We start from the raw sequence: 16,525 nt of genomic DNA, 5'->3' as shown, positions 1-16,525 counted from the left end.
CTCAAGTCCTTGTTTCGTGAACATGTAAAATCTTTGGAAGTTTAACCAAGACCGAAAGTCCACCAAGCTCTAAACTTCTGTCTAGTGTCAAAGTCCCACCTAAACGTTGAGTTGCTCGGTCAACAATGGATAGACCTAAACCACTCCCCACTTCAAGATGATGATGTACACGATAAAAACGCTTTAGAACTTTATCATAATGTTCTGGGTCGATCCCCGCGCCGCTATCTTCAATTTGTATACACGCATCGCCATCTGTAGCAGTGAAAACAGAAATATTAATCATCCCCTCATGAGGGGTATATTTGATGGCATTATCAATTAAGTTAAAAATAATTGAATGAACAGTTGGCTCAACACTATGCATTTCAATTGGCTCGTTACGAACAAAGCCCAAGTCGATTTCTTTTTGCATAGCCAGATTAACAAGCTGCTCAACACAATTTAAAGCAACATCATTAAGCTGAAAAGCCCTCGTCGGTTCAATCACACTTAAAGAAACATCCTGTTTAGCTAGCGCTAAAAGCTGTGTCACCAAGTGCTGAATACGCGCTAATCCTTTACTCAAATTTTGCAGCGATTCCTGCTCAGGAAATTGACTAATTAAAATTTTAGTTTGTAAATTTAAAGCAGTCACAGGAGTTCGAAGTTCATGGGCAGCATCTGCAATGAACTGTTTCTGCTCATTTTGTGCCTTAGAAATGCGCTCAAAAAGACGGTTCATTTCATCAATTGTGGGTAACAATTCTTGAGGATAATCTACAACTTCAATAGGCGTCAGCTCTTCTGAGTCACGATGAGTCAGTTCATTTTTAAAGTCATCAATCGGCTTCAGCCCACGACGAATAATTGCAGCTAAAGCAAAAATCGCAAATGGTAAGATAATCAAATATGGAATGAACATGCTACCTGCAAGTTCCCAAGCAAAAGCCTCACGAACCTTTTCTTGCTGGCTAATCTGAATCTGGTAATCCTTTAACGGTAAAACATAGGTACGGATTAAGCCGTTACTGGTTTTATGTGAGTAAAAGCCAGCTTGTGCAACAGGTGGAACCAATAAATGGAGATGGTGTGATAAATGGGCTTGATCTTTATAAGCCCAAATATCTACAAATAGATCTTCTTCATGATAAGTTTTATGAAAATCAAATTCACTGCTTACCGTTTTTAATGGATATTCAGCTGTTCGCTCAGCTAAATAACGCATTTGGGTATCTAAAATTTCATCAACTTCTTGCAGTGCAACTTTATACGCACTAAAAATTAATATACAACCTAAGATGACACTGAAAATTGAGGTGCCCCAAATCAGTCGTTTTTTTAATGAATAATGCACTGTTATGAAGTTCCAAAATTAAGTTACGATTGCCCTAAACGGTAACCCAATCCTCGAATAGTTCGGATAAAGTCTTTCCCGAGTTTAGCTCTCAGGTGATGCACATATACTTCAATCGTATTACTGGTTACATCACTATCGAAATCATATAACTTATCTTCAAGATTTGCTTTAGAAAAGATTTTATTTGGGTGGCTCATTAAAGGAATCAGAATTGCCCACTCACGATTAGACAAATCAATACGCTGTCCTTTAAAAGTTGCAATGTGTTGTTCAACATTTAAAACCAGATCACCACTTTGTAATAGTTGCTCATGATTCGCAAGCTGAGCCTCTACGCCACTACGGCGTAATAGCGCATGAATACGAGCAAGTAATTCATCAAACTCGTATGGTTTGATCAAGTAATCATCTGCACCATGGTTTAAACCATCAACACGGTTTTGTAACTGATCTCGCGCTGAAATAATTAAGACGGGAGTTGCTGCTCTTTGGCGAATTTGCTTTAAGACCTGCATGCCATCCATCATAGGTAGCCCTAAGTCCAAAAGAATTAAATCGAATTTATTTTTAGCCAACTGAGCCAGACCGTCTAAGCCATTATTGACCCACTCCACTTCAAATTGATGATATTGCAGCAACGTTATTGTTGACTCTGCAATCATAAAATCATCTTCAATCATCAAGATTTTTGTCATGTTCTAGGCTCGCTTTAATTCACATGGGCACAAGAGTGCAGCATATCCAGTTGAGGGTTGATGACCTGAGTTTTTACACCTAACAAACTCAGTAAGCTTGGGAATAAATTATCCTGACTTAACTTTTCTTTAGTTTGTTGGCCTAAACAACTCACTTGTGCAAGGTTGTGTTGTTTCCAGCTATCAGAAAACCACATCATCATTGGTACATGCGTTTGTTGGGTCGGTGCAATTGCATACGGTGAACCATGTAAATATAAACCATGTTCACCCGTCGATTCACCATGATCAGATAAATACCATAAACCTGTTTGATATTTCGATAATTCTTTTAGGTTATTAATGATCTGACTTAACACATGGTCTGTATATACAATTGTGTCATCATAACTATTTAATAACTCCGTTTGAGAGCAGCCCTGTATCGCATTAGTATCACAAGTCGGTTTAAACGGTTGATATTGGGCAGGTGCACGCTTGTAATAGGCTGGCCCATGACTTCCGACTTGGTGTAAAACAATGAGTCGCGGACGAGTATCTTCTTTAGGAATAGTCGCTAAATACTCATTTAAGCTATCGATTAAAATATCATCATAGCATTCGCCATCTTTACACCATTTTTGCTTTAACTTTTCTGGTATTTTGTACTGTTCAACACGATCACAAGTACCCTTACAGCCAGAGTTATTATCAATCCAAGTTACTTGGTAACCCGCACGTTTAGCTATGTCCAATAGACCTTCACGGTGACTTGCTAGTTGTTCATCGTAGTCAACGCGAGGCATTCCAGAGAACATACATGGAACCGACACAGCAGTTGCTGTACCACATGAGCTGACTTGGGAAAAATTCAAAATATCTTGTTTGGAAAGTTCCGGATTCGTATTTTTCGAATAACCATTTAATGCAAAACTTTCCGCACGAGCTGTCTCACCAACAACGAGAACCATTAATTTAGGCAAGTTGCTTTGTACTTGCTGAACTTGATGAGCATCTTCTCCATAATGTATAAGTGGCAAGTTCTTCTTAGGTGCCATTTTGTGGTAATAAGACATTAAGGAAGAAATGCTATTTTGTGGTGAGATCATACCTTTCAAATCACGATGCTCACGAAAAATAGATGCAAAATCAACATAATAAACAAATAGTAAAACACCCACGATTGCACATGAGGCTACAATCGAACCAAGCTTTTTCATCAATAAATAAGATACTTTTTCTTTTTTAAGCTTTACCTGAGTAATTAAAATAATCGGCAAAGCAACAAAGAAAACTGTCCAAAGCCCGAAACGTAATGAAATTAAATCAGAAACTTCAGATACATCAGTTTGTATCATATTTTGAATCTGATCAGGTGAGATAATTACACCTAATGTATTGACGAAATAAGAGCTAAAACCACCAATCACGACCAGTAAAATTGCAAAAATTTTAGCGGTCCATTTCCAGTTTAAAATCTGTAAAACCGCATAATAAGCAGCAACCACAATAACTACAGTAGCAGCTAAAAATAGAATAGCCTTTATTCCAAAATATGGAGTTAAAAGATGGACTTGGTGATAAAAACCAATATTTAGAATTGCCCCTAACCAAATGGCTATAATCAAATTAAACATAAACAGTGAAATCTGTTTATGTTTTAAAGTAGAAAAAAAATTCAGCATCTTGGGTGACTACAATCTTTTTATGATGCTCTAATGTAGAAATTGAAACTTAAAAATGACTTAAATAAAAAATGATCTAATTCTGAAGCTTTAAAGCAAGCTAATTCTTTTAATTTATATAAAAAAAGACGAGATTAGATTTAACCTCGTCTTTTGAGCTTTTAACTAAATATTGTTTTTAGAAACTATATTTAGCCATTAAACCAACACGGTTGTCTTTGTAAGACTTACCATCAAATGTATCACGTTTACCGTTAACGTATTCAACGCCTAAATCAATTGGTTTAACTGGTGTATAGATGAAGTTAATCCATGCTTGCTGAACTTTTTCATTCCCTGCTGCATATGCTTTAGCATAATCAGTACCATCATCAGAGAACTGAGCACCGTACGCTAATGTAGAACGTAAGTTAGGCAAAATCTTATACGTTCCACCCACTTGTACAGCTACAAATTCATTTTGTTCAATATCACCATCTACGATTGTATAGGCCTTATTACTACCGTATAGATAGTTACTATTACCTACCACATAAGATGCATCAGCAAAGAGTTTTAAAGGATCAGATACTTTAAAGTCGGTACCAACAGCAACGCCCCAACCAGTTTGGTTGTCACCACCAGCTTTTGATTTATAGTTTTCAACTAATGCACGAGCTGAAGCATTACCTTTGCCATCAGCATAACCTTGGGTTACTTTAGCAGTTAAGACTGGTAGGCTATATTTAATACTGTCATTTATCCAAGCACCATCTTCATCTTTTTTACCAGTAAGGCCAGTGCTATCGCCCTCTTCAGCCGCTACAAACAATTGAGTTGTTGGCCCAAGTTTATAGTTATAACGTACTTGTGGAACACGCGTTGTACCACCACCAATGTTTGTCGAGAAGTCGATCATTTCTGGTGCATGGTTAGACAAGAAGTTTGAAGTTGTTTGACCGAATAACCAATTGTTATAAGTTAAGAAAGCATGACGAATACGTAATCCATCATTCGTACCCGCAAAGTCAACTTCGATTTTACCACCAACTTTGGCATCATTTACTGGAGCAGTAAAATCTAAACCAAGACGAGTTGTTTTAGGTGTTGCACGAATTTTATCAGTCGCCTCACCTTTTGATTCAGCTACTTTACCAAAGTCGTTATCCGCACCTTCGATAATATAGTTAGCATCGCCACGAACAAAACCATAGAGGTTCACATCAGCACCCGCTTTAGATTTTAATGATGCTAAAGGTGAAACTGGCGCAGCAGCTTGAGGTTGTGCCTTAACTTCTGCTAACTGGACTTGCTGTTGTTGCTGTACTTGCTGTTGTTGTTGCTGAACTTGACGTTGTTCTTGAATTAAAGCTTTTAACGCTTCAACTTCTTTACGAAGCTGTTGAATTTCCGCTTTGTCGGAAGTCGCAGCATGTGCCCCACTCATCATTAAAGCTGTAACTGTAAGAGCTAAACTTTTAATAACGAAAGATTTACGATTAAGGAATAGATCCATCAAAAACTCCTAAAAATATATTTTATGTTGCCTATCCATGCCAAGTTGATTTACGCCATTAAATTAGGGGCTAAAAAATCAACTCTCCTCCACATTGGTTACATTAATTTTATTACCGCAACCAAAACCAATTTCAACGTTGTGCAAGACTAAAACCTATAAACAAAGACATAAAAAAAACATACTTTGATTTACAGATTTTTACCTTAACTTCATGTTGTAACGAATCCTACACAACTCTCTTATCTTATAGAATGATTAAATCGTTATTTCATTATTCTTTTTTAGACTTTAGGCTAATAACCAATCTAATTGAACATTTTTCTGCCCATTTTGATTGATTCACATGATTTTTCTTGTTATCCAAATCCATTTTTTCTCCATTAAGCTTCCATTTGCTACCCACACAAGATGGCACAATTAATTGAGCATTTAAATAGCTAAAAATATACATTTTTAAAAACATAGACAAAGGTAGTAGATAAAGCTTAGATCACTGCTTGAGCAATATTAAAGTTCTTTATTTCATTTAGTTAACATTATTTTTCCTGTAGTTTCTCATGTTTCCATAGGAAAATAGGCAGTAAACTGATCACTGCAATAATGACAATAGCTATCAAATAATGGAAATAACCGAGTAAATCTCCAATCACACCACTAAAACTATAAAGAAGACCGCTAACAGTCGCCATGACTGAAACCTGAAAGGTGAAGTCTGTTCCCGCATATTCTTTTCGACTGTAATGCATGACTAGAGTCAACATAGCTACCAATAGCATTGCCGAGAATGCATCTTCTAAAGCATTGACTGTATATATAACCCAGACATTCAACTGAATTTTTTGTTCATAGGCATAGGCTAAATAAGCATAGGCTCCTAGACTCATAATTTTAAAAATTGAAAAGCCAATTAATGCTGCTGGTCTTGAAAAGTATTTAAGCACGCCTCCTGCTATTGCCGCCCCAGCGAGTGCTGCGACTGCACCGAGCATCGTGATGTAAACACCAATTTGAGTAAAACTTAACCCCATATCAACCATTAAAGGTTTAAGTAATGGTCCAGCTAAGCCGTCTGCTACTTTAAAAGTGATCAGTACCATTAACCAAGAGCGGAGTTCTTTATTTTGAGAGAAATATCTTAGGTAAGCTTTAATTTTTAGGACTAAATTTTGCTGATCAAGTTTGAGTTCGCGACTCGCATGAGAAGTATGTTGACGCTCTTTAAATAACCAAACTGGTAGAGTATTTAAAAATACTATGGTTGCTAATAGCAAAAAAGTGGGTTGCCATGTTAACCAGTCTAAGCACCAAAGTACGGCGCCTCCCCCAACTATAAAACCTAACCGCGAACCAATGACCTGAAATGTATTGCCCCAATGCTGCTGATCATGTTTTAACAAGTTGACTGCTAAAGCATCGGTAGCAATGTCTTGTGTTGCTCCAGTTAAGTTCATAAAAAGAAGGGAAATAAAAAATGCGAATAAATAAATAGGTTGATCTAAAGCTTGAACAGGGAAAAAAGACAAAATACACAGTACACCCACAGTCAAAAACTGAGTAGGTAGAATCCAACTACGATAATGTCCTAAATGGGAAAGTGCGTGTCGGTCGACCCACGGCGCCCAAAAAATCTTGATTGACCACGGTAACATTAATAAGCCAAAGCCACCAATATGGGCGAGTGAAACTCCTTCTGCTCTTAAGATCACGGGTAAAGCGTGGGTCATAAACCCAACAGGCAGTCCTTGTGCCCAATATAAAGAAAATAGCAGAAGATAAAGATTTTGCTGCCGCAACATAGAAACCTACTTTTTATTTGTTTAATGAGGAATAACATCAAATGTCATGTTGTTCTTACATTTTGCCAATGAAGCATATATTTCAAAAGATTAAGATAAAACTAGGACAAGTTAAAATTTAAAAAAATATGGATCAACATTTCCCTAATTTACCTGATTTAGTACCTCAACGCGGTACTGCTTTAAGCCGAGCGCTATTTAAAAAACTTTTTTTAGCGCAAGGTTGGACAATTGAAGGTGAAGTTCCTAATTTGCCAAAAGCAGTGGCGATTATTTCCCCCCATACTTCCAATATTGATGGATGGTATGGCTTTCTTGCGATTTTCGGATTAGGTATTCAAATTACGGTGTTAGGTAAAGATGCTCTTTTTAAACCACCATTTAAACGAGCTTTAGATTGGGCTGGAGTTATTCCAGTTAAACGTGACACAGCCAATGGTCTTACTGAGCAAGTCGTTGCAACTATTCAAAAATATGACAAGATCTGGATTGGTATGGCGCCCGAAGGCACACGTAAAAAAGCAAAAAAAATGAAAAGTGGCTTTTATGATATCGCTGCAAAAGCCAATATTCCCATTGTGATGTTTTCTTTTGATTATGATCACAAGACGATTCACTGCTTAGGTCACCTAAACCCAAGTGGCAACTATGATGAAGATCTCACCAAGATTTTTGAGCGTTATGAAGGAAAAATATCACCTAAAAATCGTAATTGGCTTGCTGAACCTTTACAAAATCTAGTGAAAAAAACCTAGCAAAAATTGAGCAAATCTGGTCTCATGAGCCCTCTTAATTTATCTCGACGTAGATTATTTTTAAAGATGAAAATTGCTCAATTTGCCAGTATTGGATTTATCTCTCTAGCACTATTTGGCTGTGATAAATTTAGCAAAACACCAACACCGACAACCTCAATGAAAGCCCGTGAACCTGTGATTGCACTTGCTTTAGGTGGCGGTGGAGCAAAAGGATTTTCACATATTGGTGTAATTAAGGTTTTAGAGTCTCACGGAATTAAACCTAAAATTGTCACGGGTACCAGTGCCGGTAGCTTTGTTGGAAGTATCTACGCAAGTGGACAAACGCCTTATCAATTGCAAAGTCTGGCTCTAAAGTTACAAGAGTCAGATATCCGCGATTTAACACTTAATCGTCAGGGTATTATTCTTGGACAAAAGTTACAGGACTACGTTAACCGTAATGTAGGCAATAAACCGATTGAGAAGTTCCCAATCCGTTTTGCTGCCGTGGCAACACGTCTTGATAATGGTCAAAAAGCTGACTTCATTAAAGGTAATGCAGGCCAAGCAGTACGTGCATCTTGCAGTATTCCAAATGTGTTTGTACCAGCAACAATTGGCAAGCAGAAATATGTAGATGGTGGATTGGTTAGCCCAATTCCTGTTAAAACTGCTCGTGATATGGGTGCAGATATTGTCATTGCAGTCGATATTTCCGCGCGTCCAGCAGGAAATCGCCCAGCCAATATGTGGGGACTACTGGATCAAACCATTAATATCATGGGTCAACAAAGTATTAATGAAGAGCTCAAGCAGGCCAATGTTGTCATTCAACCTAAAGTTGGTCATCTAGGTACTCTTGATCTCAAGTCAAGTAATCAAGCAATTTTGGAAGGTGAAAAAGCTGCTCAAGCGCAAATACGCCAAGTTGAAACTGCAATTGCAAACTTCAAAAAATCTCCAGCTGCGTTTAAGCCTGCACCACGCCCTAAATTCTAATTGAGGTGGTTTTTTTCTATCCACACTCCCCATCATCTGCTACAGTGGTAAAAGTGATATTGAGTCACTTTTACCCATCATAAAGATATATAAAAGAGCAGATCTATGGAGTTTGTTATACAACCTTGGCACTGGTTTGTATTGGGTATCTTACTTATTCTTTCTGAACTGATTCTACCCGCCTTTGCCGCGCTTTGGTTTGGTATTGCCGCCATTATGGTGTGCTTTCTCTACTGGTTATTTCCAGATATTAGCCTCACAACGCAAATTGTATTGTGGATAGTTCTGTCAGTGCTATGCACCATTCTTTGGTTCAAATTTATTAAACCATTATCAATTGATAAAACAAAAGCGGGATTACCCCGTGAAGCGACTATTGGTCAAATTGGTATGGTGATTCAAACCGGTCTCGACCATGATCAAATTATCGTTCGCTTTCCAATGCCTATTTTAGGGGCCGATGAGTGGAACTGCCGAAGCACCACACCAGTCAAAGTCGGTGATCGTGTTAGAGTTATTGATATTTCGGGTAATGACTTAATTGTCCAGTCCCATGGTACTTCATAAACATTAAAGATAAAGAGAGGGTATTTTCATGCCAGTCGGTACTATTATTGTTTTAGCCTTTTTGGCTTTTGTGGCTGTCACCATTTTTAAAGGGGTTCGTATTGTTCCTCAGGGTTATAAGTGGATTGTTCAACGTTTAGGGAAATATCACTCTACCCTTAATCCCGGGCTTAATTTTGTGATTCCCTATGTCGATGAAGTGGCTTATAAAGTTACCACTAAAGATATTGTGTTAGATATCCCATCTCAAGAAGTGATTACGCGCGACAATGCTGTATTACTCATGAATGCTGTGGCATACATTAATTTAACCACACCAGAAAAAGCGGTCTATGGTATTGAAAACTATACATGGGCAATTCAAAACCTTGTACAAACTTCATTACGTTCTATTGTCGGTGAAATGGATCTAGATGATGCTTTGTCTTCACGAGATCATATTAAAGCGAAGCTCAAAGCTGCGATTTCTGATGATATTTCAGATTGGGGCATCACTTTAAAAACTGTCGAAATTCAAGATATTCAGCCCTCTTCCACCATGCAAGCTGCCATGGAAGCTCAAGCTGCCGCAGAACGTCAACGCCGTGCGACAGTAACGAGAGCTGATGGTGAAAAACAAGCTGCAATTTTAGAAGCTGATGGTCGCTTAGAAGCATCTCGCCGTGATGCAGAAGCACAAGTTGTTTTGGCAGAAGCTTCACAAAAAGCCATTGAGATGGTGACAAGTGCAGTGGGTGATAAAGAAACGCCAGTTGCTTACCTGTTAGGTGAACAGTATGTCAAAGCGATGCAAGATATGGCGAAATCAAGCAATGCTAAAACTGTGGTTTTACCAGCCGATGTTTTAAATACAATTCGCGGAATTATGGGAAAGCATAATTAATTTAGGAACTTTCAATACGTAATTGAAATCAAAACGGTGACTATGATGTCGCCGTTTTTTATGTTTTATATTATTGGTTTTTTAATCTTTTCTGATCTTTCAAAGGGAGTTTTTTTACAACCAAATCATAAGAATCGTGAATTAAATCTTGAAGTAAATCGCTTGTTAAGTTCTTATGCGGTGTAATCGAAATCCAGTGCTTTTTATTCATGTGATATCCCGGAACAATAAATGAATAGAGCTCCTGATATTCCTGACTTTTATACGGATCACATTTAACATTAACCATTTTGACGTCAGCTACTTCTGCTGTCAGCATGAATATTTTTTCTAGAATTTTAAAAACTTCATATTCAGGCCCAAATGGATAGTCCTGTTGGCTAAAAGGAAGATTACGAGCGATTTCAATTGCTTTTTGATGAAGCTGAGCACCATTCATTCTTTTCTCCCTTATTCATTGAATATGAATAGAAGCACGAATATTGATTTAATATTATTAATTAGTACGTGCTAAAAGAAATTGTGAGATATCTACTAATTCTTTTGCATCGTCACCAAAATGAGCTAAGGCTTCAAAAGCTTGATCATGCAATTCTTTAGCATAGGCCTTTGCTTGTTCGAGCCCCATTAAGGCTGGGTACGTCGATTTTTGTACTTGTTCATCCTTACCTGCAGTTTTACCCAAGGTTTCAGTACTCGAAGTAATATCGAGAATATCGTCTAATACCTGAAAAGCCAAACCAATGGTCTGCCCATATTGACGCAACTTTGGAATTGCTTGATCTGTTCCAGAGAAAATGGTCACGGCACCCATCATAATGGCAGCCTGAATGAGCGCACCAGTTTTATTGCGATGAATATTTTCAAGTTCGTCTTGAGTAATTTGCTTGCCTTCAGCTTGCAAATCTAAAACCTGTCCAGAGACCATCTTGGAGCTGGCAGTTGCTAAAATCTGCATTTGTTTTAATACAATCGCGGCATCGGTACCCTGCCCTTGTTCATCGAACAAACGGCTCCCTAAAACCTCAAAAGCCATTGATTGTAAAATGTCGCCTGCAAGCAAAGCCGTATCTTCACCAAACGCAACATGACAAGTCGGCTGACCACGACGCAGTAAATCATTGTCCATACAAGGCAAGTCATCATGCGCTAGTGAGTAACAATGAATAAGTTCAACTGCAACCGCAGCACGGCGAGCCGCAGCAAAATTCGGATTTGGCTGTAAAGAAGCCGTGGCATAACATAAAGCTGGACGCACACGTTTTCCACCAAGCATGACTGCATGGTGTACTGCACTTTTTAAAGGTTCTGGAATTGAAAATGCGGCCAATGTCGTCAATAAATCTTGTTGAATACGTTGTTGAGCTTGTTTTAAAACATCCGCATTAACTTGAGAGAGTGATGACACAGTCGCCTCGATAAAATCAGTAGAGAAATTTTATTGAATGTCTTGAAGCATTCATGCGCTACATCATACACGATTCACTGTGAAAAGTGCGTGATGAGTTTTCGAAGGCCTATGTAAAAAGCCTCTACAAAATGGAGAGGCTTTTTACATTCTGAAGTGACTTTTAGAAGCTGTCACCTGGGACGCGTACCCAGCCTTCCATTAAGACACGTGCACTACGGCTCATAATGGCCTTTTTAACAACCCACTGGCCATTTGTAAGTTCAGCTTGAGCACCAACACGTAATGTCCCAGATGGATGCCCAAAACGTACTGCTTCACGTTCACCACCGCCAGCTGCTAAATTTACTAATGTACCCGGAATGGCAGCTGCCGTACCAATCGCTACTGCTGCTGTTCCCATCATGGCATGGTGTAATTTACCCATCGACAAAGCACGAACCAGTAAATCAACGTCATTCTCTGAAACGGACTTACCACTTGAAGCGGTATAGTTTTTCGGCTTAGAGACAAAAGCAATTTTTGGTGTGTGCTGACGCGCTGCTGCTTCTGAAATATCTTTAATTAAACCCATCTGTACCGCGCCATAGGCACGAATTTTTTCAAAACGTGCTAGTGCTGCTGCATCACTATTAATATGATCTTGTAATTCTGTACCTTGGTAACCCAAATCTTCTGCATTTAAGAAAATAGTTGGAATACCTGCATTAATGAATGTCGCTTGGAAACGGCCAATATCAGGAACATCTAACTCATCAACGATATTTCCTGTTGGGAACATATCACCGCCTTCTTCTCCATCATCGGCTGGGTCTAAGAACTCAATTTGAACTTCAGCGGCAGGAAACGTCACTCCATCAAGTTCAAAGTCGCCAGTTTCTTGAACTTGACCATTGGTGATAGGCACATGCGCAATAATCGTTTTTTGAATATTTTTTTGCCAGATTCGAACCGTACATAGGCCATTTTCTGGAATATGATCGGCATCAACTAAACCATTTGAAATCGCAAAAGAACCAACAGCAGCAGTCAAATTACCGCAGTTACCACTCCAATCTACAAAAGCTTGATCAATTGAAACCTGACCAAATAAATAATCGACATCATGATCTGGTTGCGTACTTTTAGCGAGAATAACAGTTTTGCTGGTACTCGAAGTGGCTCCTCCCATCCCATCAATTTGTTTTCCATAAGGATCTGGACTACCAATGACTCGTAGTAACAGCTGATCTCTTGCTTGACCTGCAACTTGAGCTCTTTCCGGCAAATCATCAAGTTTAAAAAAGACACCTTTACTCGTCCCACCACGCATATAAGTTGCTGGAATTTTAATTTGCGGTACTGAGCTCATATCAACTGTTATCCTTACTATTATGTTCTTCTATATCAAAACAAGCATTCTTGTTTACCCTTCTCTTCATCTTAAATTGTTTTAAGGCCAAGAGATAGCGATCTGCTTTATACATCAATCGTATTGACGTGAGCATATTTTGTGAATTTAACAATGCTCTTGCAATGACTTAATCTAAGCAAAATCTAAGAAAAAAAGTCTATCTGAAATTATATTTTTTAGAGTACTTTTCACTCGAAATAGAAATATTAAATGCAAGATTATGATTTTAAATAGTTTTTATAATTACTTTTCAGTCACTGCTTATTAATTTGTAGTCTAGGCTAAAATAACTCCATCTATTAGAATAATTTACTTATTCATAGTGAGTGAAGACCTTTGACCAACGAATCTTCTACACTTCAACGAGGACTAAAAAATCGACATATCCAATTAATTGCTATGGGTGGAGCAATTGGTACCGGATTATTTTTAGGCTCGGCGCAAGTGATTCAATCTGCGGGACCATCCATTATTTTAGGATATGCCATTGGTGGCTTAATTGCTTTTTTAATTATGCGCCACCTGGGAGAAATGATTGTTGAAGAACCTGTTGCAGGATCGTTCAGCCATTTTGCGTATAAATACTGGGGGAAATTTCCCGGATTTTTAACTGGATGGAATTATTGGATACTCTACGTTCTGGTTGCGATGAGCGAACTCACCGCAGTGGCCAAATATATTAATTATTGGTGGCCTCATATTCCAGCGTGGACGTCTGTCTTATTTTTCTTTGTCGTGATTACGGCAATTAACCTAACAAACGTCAAATTTTATGGTGAGTCCGAATTCTGGCTCGCTATTATTAAAGTTGCTGCGGTCATCTCTATGATTGTTTTTGGACTCTATTTGCTATTTACAGCAGATGTAGGCTCAAATATTTCATTTAGTAACCTTTGGTCTCATGGTGGATTTTTTCCAAATGGCTTTAGCGGCCTCTTCTATATGTTGGCTTTCTTGATGTTCGCCTTTGGTGGTATTGAACTGATTGGTATGGCCGCAGCAGAAGCAAAAGATCCGAAAAAAACGATTCCAAAAGCAATTAACCAAGTCGTTTTCCGTATTTTGATTTTCTATATCGGTTCACTAGCGATCTTACTTTCATTAGTGCCATGGAACCAATTAGATCTTGGCGGTCTCGACAAAAGTCCATTTGTTATGATTTTTAGCCAAATGGGAATTGGTTGGGCTGCACACTTACTTAACTTTATTATTTTAACTGCTGCTCTATCTGTTTATAACAGTGGGATGTTTGCAAATAGTCGTATGCTATACAGCCTCGCTCAACAAGGGAATGCACCAAAAGTTTTTGCAAAAACCAATAAACAAGGGGTTCCTATTCCCGCTGTTCTGCTTTCTGCTTTATTAATCTTTGGTTGTGTTCTTTTAAATTACTTTGTACCTGAAGATGCTCTTGGACATCTCATGTATGTTGTAGTTGGTGCACTTGTTCTAAACTGGGCAATGATATCAATTACACATTTGAAGTATAGACGCTTTGTTAAGCACGCGAATATTAAGACATCTTTTCCAGCGTTATGGTCACCTTTTAGTAATTACTTAGTTTTAGCCTTTATTGCTGTGGTTCTCTATATTATGTGGACTCAAGGCTTCAAAGAGTCAGTAATGATGATCCCTATTTGGATTACGGCAATGCTTGTACTTTTTGACTATTTAAATCCTAAAAAACTAGATTCCATTGAGAATCCTGAAGAATAAATAAATCTAAAAAGCCATTGTCTAGACAATGGCTTTTTTTATTCATCATTAGAAAATTACGCGTTGTAAGTATTAAAATTTCATTGACAATAAAATTAGAAGTTATGCATATTTATACTGACGAGAACAGTAAGCTCGTTCAACTTCTGGTGAACGTAATTGCTGATGCTTAGTTTTACGCCCTGCCATACGTTTACGCCAAAGTTTAAAACTATTGGTTTTTAGGTTGTATCTCATTAAACGAATAACTTCGCTTTCGCTTAAGCCATACTCTCGCTCAATTGCTTCAAATGGAGTGCGATCTTCCCATGCCATTTCAATAATTCTAGATAAGTCCTGTTCATCAATTTTTTTCATGCTCTGCCCTTTTGAATTATAGGTAGCTAAATCTGATTTTTAACAAACAACCTTTCGGGAATAGTTTCATCTACTGAATTGCTTGTCTTAAACCTTTTCGTGTTTTACTTCAGATCATAGAAAGACAAACATGAAGTTTTTGTGATTTTTTAGCTTTATAAACTGTTTTTCTACAGACATAAGTGTTTGAAACCGTTGAATGGTTCAACTTTATCTTTATTGGCCACTCTGGCAAAAGTTTTAATAACTAAAACGTAAAAAAGCCATTGCCTTCACAATAGCTTTTTTGTTTATAATCATAAAATTATGCGCCCTTAGCTTAACTGGATAGAGCAGTTGCCTCCTAAGCGACCGACGTGGGTTCGAGTCCCGCAGGGCGCACATACTTAATACGTTAATCCTTCACTTCAGCCAACAATGTTTCAGCTGCAAGTTTTCCTAAATTATTAGAAGCAAGCGGACTATCACCAGTTAGCAATTTACGATCTCTATGACATTGACCGGTAATGCCCTTATTTAAAATTTTGACACCGAGCTTTTCAAGGTTCTCACCTACTAGCCAAGGTAAAGCCCCTGGCATATAACCAATATCAATATTTGCTCCCTTATCTAATGAATCAGGGAATACACAAATTTGATAACCTTTAAAAATATAATTCTCAGGTTGTTCGCCTACTGCCGCAGCAAGTAATGAAGCTGGACCATGGCATAATGTAATAATAAATTTATCTTGTTCAACCGCCCATTTAAGAACTTTTTTCACCTCAAGGCTATGTGGAATCTTAGCTAATACGCCATGCCCACCCGGAATAAATACAGCCGTATATGGTGAGTTTTCACCGACTGCATTTTCTAAAATGTCAGCTAGTTTAAGCGGATTTTTTAATTTATCTGCATATTTCTGAAAGGTATCTAACACCACTTGTTCTTGCTTTGGCATTGCCCACATTTCAAGTTTGGCAGGGTTCCCTGAAAGTGTCGCAATATCAATTTCGAAGCCTGCATTATCTAAATGAAACATCGGTAAAAGCATTTCTACAGGATGGTTACCTGTTGAAAAGAACTTACCGTTTTGCATCTGAATATAACGTTCATCAGTTGCAATCATTAAAACTTTTTTATTGCCCGCATACGGCGTTGAATAAGTCGTGCCATCGTAATCGGTTTTAGGGGCAGTATATTGACTTAGTGAATAAGGTGATGGGAAAAAGGCATTATCTTCAGCCAAATCTGGAGTAGGATTTTTATCATCAATATTTGCGGTATTCATTGTTACTATCCTTTTTCATCAGTATGGAAAGAAATAATAAGGTAAGAACCCATTTTTATTTCTTACTCAATTTATAGGTGAAGTTATGGAACTGGTGCAATCTGCCAATAGAATTTGGCAATTTTTATAGAGAAATAGGCAGAATCTAGAATTATAAAATTCAGTTTAGGCGAACCTGTCGTTCGCCCAAACTTCAATGA

The 16,525-nt window shown here is 37.9% G+C and carries 16 protein-coding genes and 1 tRNA gene; 6 read left to right on the top strand and 11 right to left on the bottom strand.

Going from position 1 to position 16,525, the window contains the following annotated elements:
• Position 1 precedes the first annotated feature (1 nt).
• The 6 genes from AAC388_RS03590 to AAC388_RS03565 form a co-directional block, all read right to left on the bottom strand.
• Positions 2-1,336, bottom strand: coding sequence for a two-component system sensor histidine kinase PmrB (locus AAC388_RS03590; protein ID WP_002116013.1), 1,335 nt, complete (start codon positions 1,334-1,336; stop codon positions 2-4).
• A 23-nt stretch (positions 1,337-1,359) separates the two neighbouring features.
• On the bottom strand, positions 1,360-2,034 hold the full coding sequence (locus AAC388_RS03585) for a DNA-binding response regulator PmrA (protein ID WP_002116411.1): 675 nt from the start codon (positions 2,032-2,034) through the stop codon (positions 1,360-1,362).
• Positions 2,035-2,048: 14 nt separating this feature from the next.
• A complete protein-coding gene (locus tag AAC388_RS03580) occupies positions 2,049-3,698 on the bottom strand; it encodes a phosphoethanolamine--lipid A transferase (protein ID WP_342371205.1) in 1,650 nt (549 codons plus the stop codon).
• Positions 3,699-3,876: 178 nt separating this feature from the next.
• Positions 3,877-5,193, bottom strand: a complete 1,317-nt coding sequence (locus AAC388_RS03575) for a DcaP family trimeric outer membrane transporter (RefSeq protein ID WP_078219638.1) — start codon at positions 5,191-5,193, stop codon at positions 3,877-3,879.
• 274 nt (positions 5,194-5,467) lie between these two features.
• A complete protein-coding gene (locus tag AAC388_RS03570) occupies positions 5,468-5,659 on the bottom strand; it encodes a hypothetical protein (RefSeq protein ID WP_014207513.1) in 192 nt (63 codons plus the stop codon).
• Positions 5,660-5,732: 73 nt separating this feature from the next.
• On the bottom strand, positions 5,733-6,992 hold the full coding sequence (locus AAC388_RS03565) for an MFS transporter (RefSeq protein ID WP_342371204.1): 1,260 nt from the start codon (positions 6,990-6,992) through the stop codon (positions 5,733-5,735).
• Positions 6,993-7,120: 128 nt separating this feature from the next.
• Between AAC388_RS03565 and AAC388_RS03560 the strand changes: the two genes are divergently transcribed.
• The 4 genes from AAC388_RS03560 to AAC388_RS03545 all read left to right on the top strand — a co-directional run bounded on the left by AAC388_RS03560 (position 7,121) and on the right by AAC388_RS03545 (position 10,181).
• Positions 7,121-7,747: a lysophospholipid acyltransferase family protein gene (locus AAC388_RS03560; protein ID WP_342371203.1), complete on the top strand. Its 627-nt coding sequence runs from the start codon at positions 7,121-7,123 to the stop codon at positions 7,745-7,747.
• A gap of 66 nt (positions 7,748-7,813) precedes the next feature.
• Positions 7,814-8,731 (top strand): patatin-like phospholipase family protein, encoded by a 918-nt coding sequence (locus AAC388_RS03555; RefSeq protein WP_014207516.1) that lies wholly within the window; start codon positions 7,814-7,816, stop codon positions 8,729-8,731.
• Between the two features lie 105 nt (positions 8,732-8,836).
• Positions 8,837-9,298 carry an NfeD family protein gene (locus AAC388_RS03550; protein ID WP_016143172.1) on the top strand — a complete coding sequence of 154 codons (462 nt, stop codon included), beginning with the start codon at positions 8,837-8,839 and terminating at the stop codon, positions 9,296-9,298.
• A gap of 28 nt (positions 9,299-9,326) precedes the next feature.
• Positions 9,327-10,181, top strand: coding sequence for an SPFH domain-containing protein (locus AAC388_RS03545; protein WP_002116544.1), 855 nt, complete (start codon positions 9,327-9,329; stop codon positions 10,179-10,181).
• A 70-nt stretch (positions 10,182-10,251) separates the two neighbouring features.
• Here AAC388_RS03545 and AAC388_RS03540 read toward each other — a convergent pair whose 3' ends face one another.
• The 3 genes from AAC388_RS03540 to prpF form a co-directional block, all read right to left on the bottom strand.
• Positions 10,252-10,620 (bottom strand): MmcQ/YjbR family DNA-binding protein, encoded by a 369-nt coding sequence (locus AAC388_RS03540; RefSeq protein WP_342371202.1) that lies wholly within the window; start codon positions 10,618-10,620, stop codon positions 10,252-10,254.
• 57 nt (positions 10,621-10,677) lie between these two features.
• The gene (locus AAC388_RS03535; RefSeq protein ID WP_017386295.1) at positions 10,678-11,589 is read right to left on the bottom strand and encodes a polyprenyl synthetase family protein; all 912 of its coding nucleotides are present in this window, start codon (positions 11,587-11,589) and stop codon (positions 10,678-10,680) included.
• Between the two features lie 163 nt (positions 11,590-11,752).
• Positions 11,753-12,940: a 2-methylaconitate cis-trans isomerase PrpF gene (gene prpF, locus AAC388_RS03530; protein ID WP_342371201.1), complete on the bottom strand. Its 1,188-nt coding sequence runs from the start codon at positions 12,938-12,940 to the stop codon at positions 11,753-11,755.
• A gap of 378 nt (positions 12,941-13,318) precedes the next feature.
• On the opposite strand from prpF, the gene AAC388_RS03525 reads away from it, so the two are divergent.
• Positions 13,319-14,698, top strand: a complete 1,380-nt coding sequence (locus tag AAC388_RS03525) for an amino acid permease (protein WP_031946772.1) — start codon at positions 13,319-13,321, stop codon at positions 14,696-14,698.
• Positions 14,699-14,800: 102 nt separating this feature from the next.
• Here the strand turns inward: AAC388_RS03525 and AAC388_RS03520 are convergent, their stop codons facing one another.
• On the bottom strand, positions 14,801-15,055 hold the full coding sequence (locus AAC388_RS03520) for a TIGR03643 family protein (RefSeq protein ID WP_002116175.1): 255 nt from the start codon (positions 15,053-15,055) through the stop codon (positions 14,801-14,803).
• 308 nt (positions 15,056-15,363) lie between these two features.
• Between AAC388_RS03520 and AAC388_RS03515 the strand changes: the two genes are divergently transcribed.
• Positions 15,364-15,436: transfer RNA gene (locus AAC388_RS03515), tRNA-Arg, on the top strand.
• 13 nt (positions 15,437-15,449) lie between these two features.
• On the opposite strand, the gene hchA is transcribed toward AAC388_RS03515, so the two are convergent.
• A complete protein-coding gene (gene hchA, locus AAC388_RS03510; RefSeq protein ID WP_342371200.1) occupies positions 15,450-16,325 on the bottom strand; it encodes a glyoxalase III HchA in 876 nt (291 codons plus the stop codon).
• Positions 16,326-16,525 lie beyond the last annotated feature (200 nt).

The sequence above is a fragment of the Acinetobacter sp. D009 genome, assembly GCF_038562025.1.
Taxonomy (GTDB): domain Bacteria; phylum Pseudomonadota; class Gammaproteobacteria; order Pseudomonadales; family Moraxellaceae; genus Acinetobacter; species Acinetobacter pittii.
This window is presented reverse-complemented; position numbering and strand designations above follow the sequence as displayed.

What these genes read in the sequence shown, in the direction of transcription:
- AAC388_RS03575 (WP_078219638.1), bottom strand. Translation starts at nt 5,193, where the DNA reads ATGGATCTATTCCTTAATCGTAAATCTTTCGTTATTAAAAGTTTAGCT.
- AAC388_RS03540 (WP_342371202.1), bottom strand. Translation starts at nt 10,620, where the DNA reads ATGAATGGTGCTCAGCTTCATCAAAAAGCAATTGAAATCGCTCGTAAT.
- AAC388_RS03580 (WP_342371205.1), bottom strand. Translation starts at nt 3,698, where the DNA reads ATGCTGAATTTTTTTTCTACTTTAAAACATAAACAGATTTCACTGTTT.
- hchA (WP_342371200.1), bottom strand. Translation starts at nt 16,325, where the DNA reads ATGAATACCGCAAATATTGATGATAAAAATCCTACTCCAGATTTGGCT.
- AAC388_RS03550 (WP_016143172.1), top strand. Translation starts at nt 8,837, where the DNA reads ATGGAGTTTGTTATACAACCTTGGCACTGGTTTGTATTGGGTATCTTA.
- AAC388_RS03545 (WP_002116544.1), top strand. Translation starts at nt 9,327, where the DNA reads ATGCCAGTCGGTACTATTATTGTTTTAGCCTTTTTGGCTTTTGTGGCT.
- AAC388_RS03570 (WP_014207513.1), bottom strand. Translation starts at nt 5,659, where the DNA reads ATGTTTTTAAAAATGTATATTTTTAGCTATTTAAATGCTCAATTAATT.
- AAC388_RS03585 (WP_002116411.1), bottom strand. Translation starts at nt 2,034, where the DNA reads ATGACAAAAATCTTGATGATTGAAGATGATTTTATGATTGCAGAGTCA.
- AAC388_RS03560 (WP_342371203.1), top strand. Translation starts at nt 7,121, where the DNA reads ATGGATCAACATTTCCCTAATTTACCTGATTTAGTACCTCAACGCGGT.
- AAC388_RS03565 (WP_342371204.1), bottom strand. Translation starts at nt 6,992, where the DNA reads ATGTTGCGGCAGCAAAATCTTTATCTTCTGCTATTTTCTTTATATTGG.
- AAC388_RS03555 (WP_014207516.1), top strand. Translation starts at nt 7,814, where the DNA reads ATGAAAATTGCTCAATTTGCCAGTATTGGATTTATCTCTCTAGCACTA.
- AAC388_RS03520 (WP_002116175.1), bottom strand. Translation starts at nt 15,055, where the DNA reads ATGAAAAAAATTGATGAACAGGACTTATCTAGAATTATTGAAATGGCA.
- prpF (WP_342371201.1), bottom strand. Translation starts at nt 12,940, where the DNA reads ATGAGCTCAGTACCGCAAATTAAAATTCCAGCAACTTATATGCGTGGT.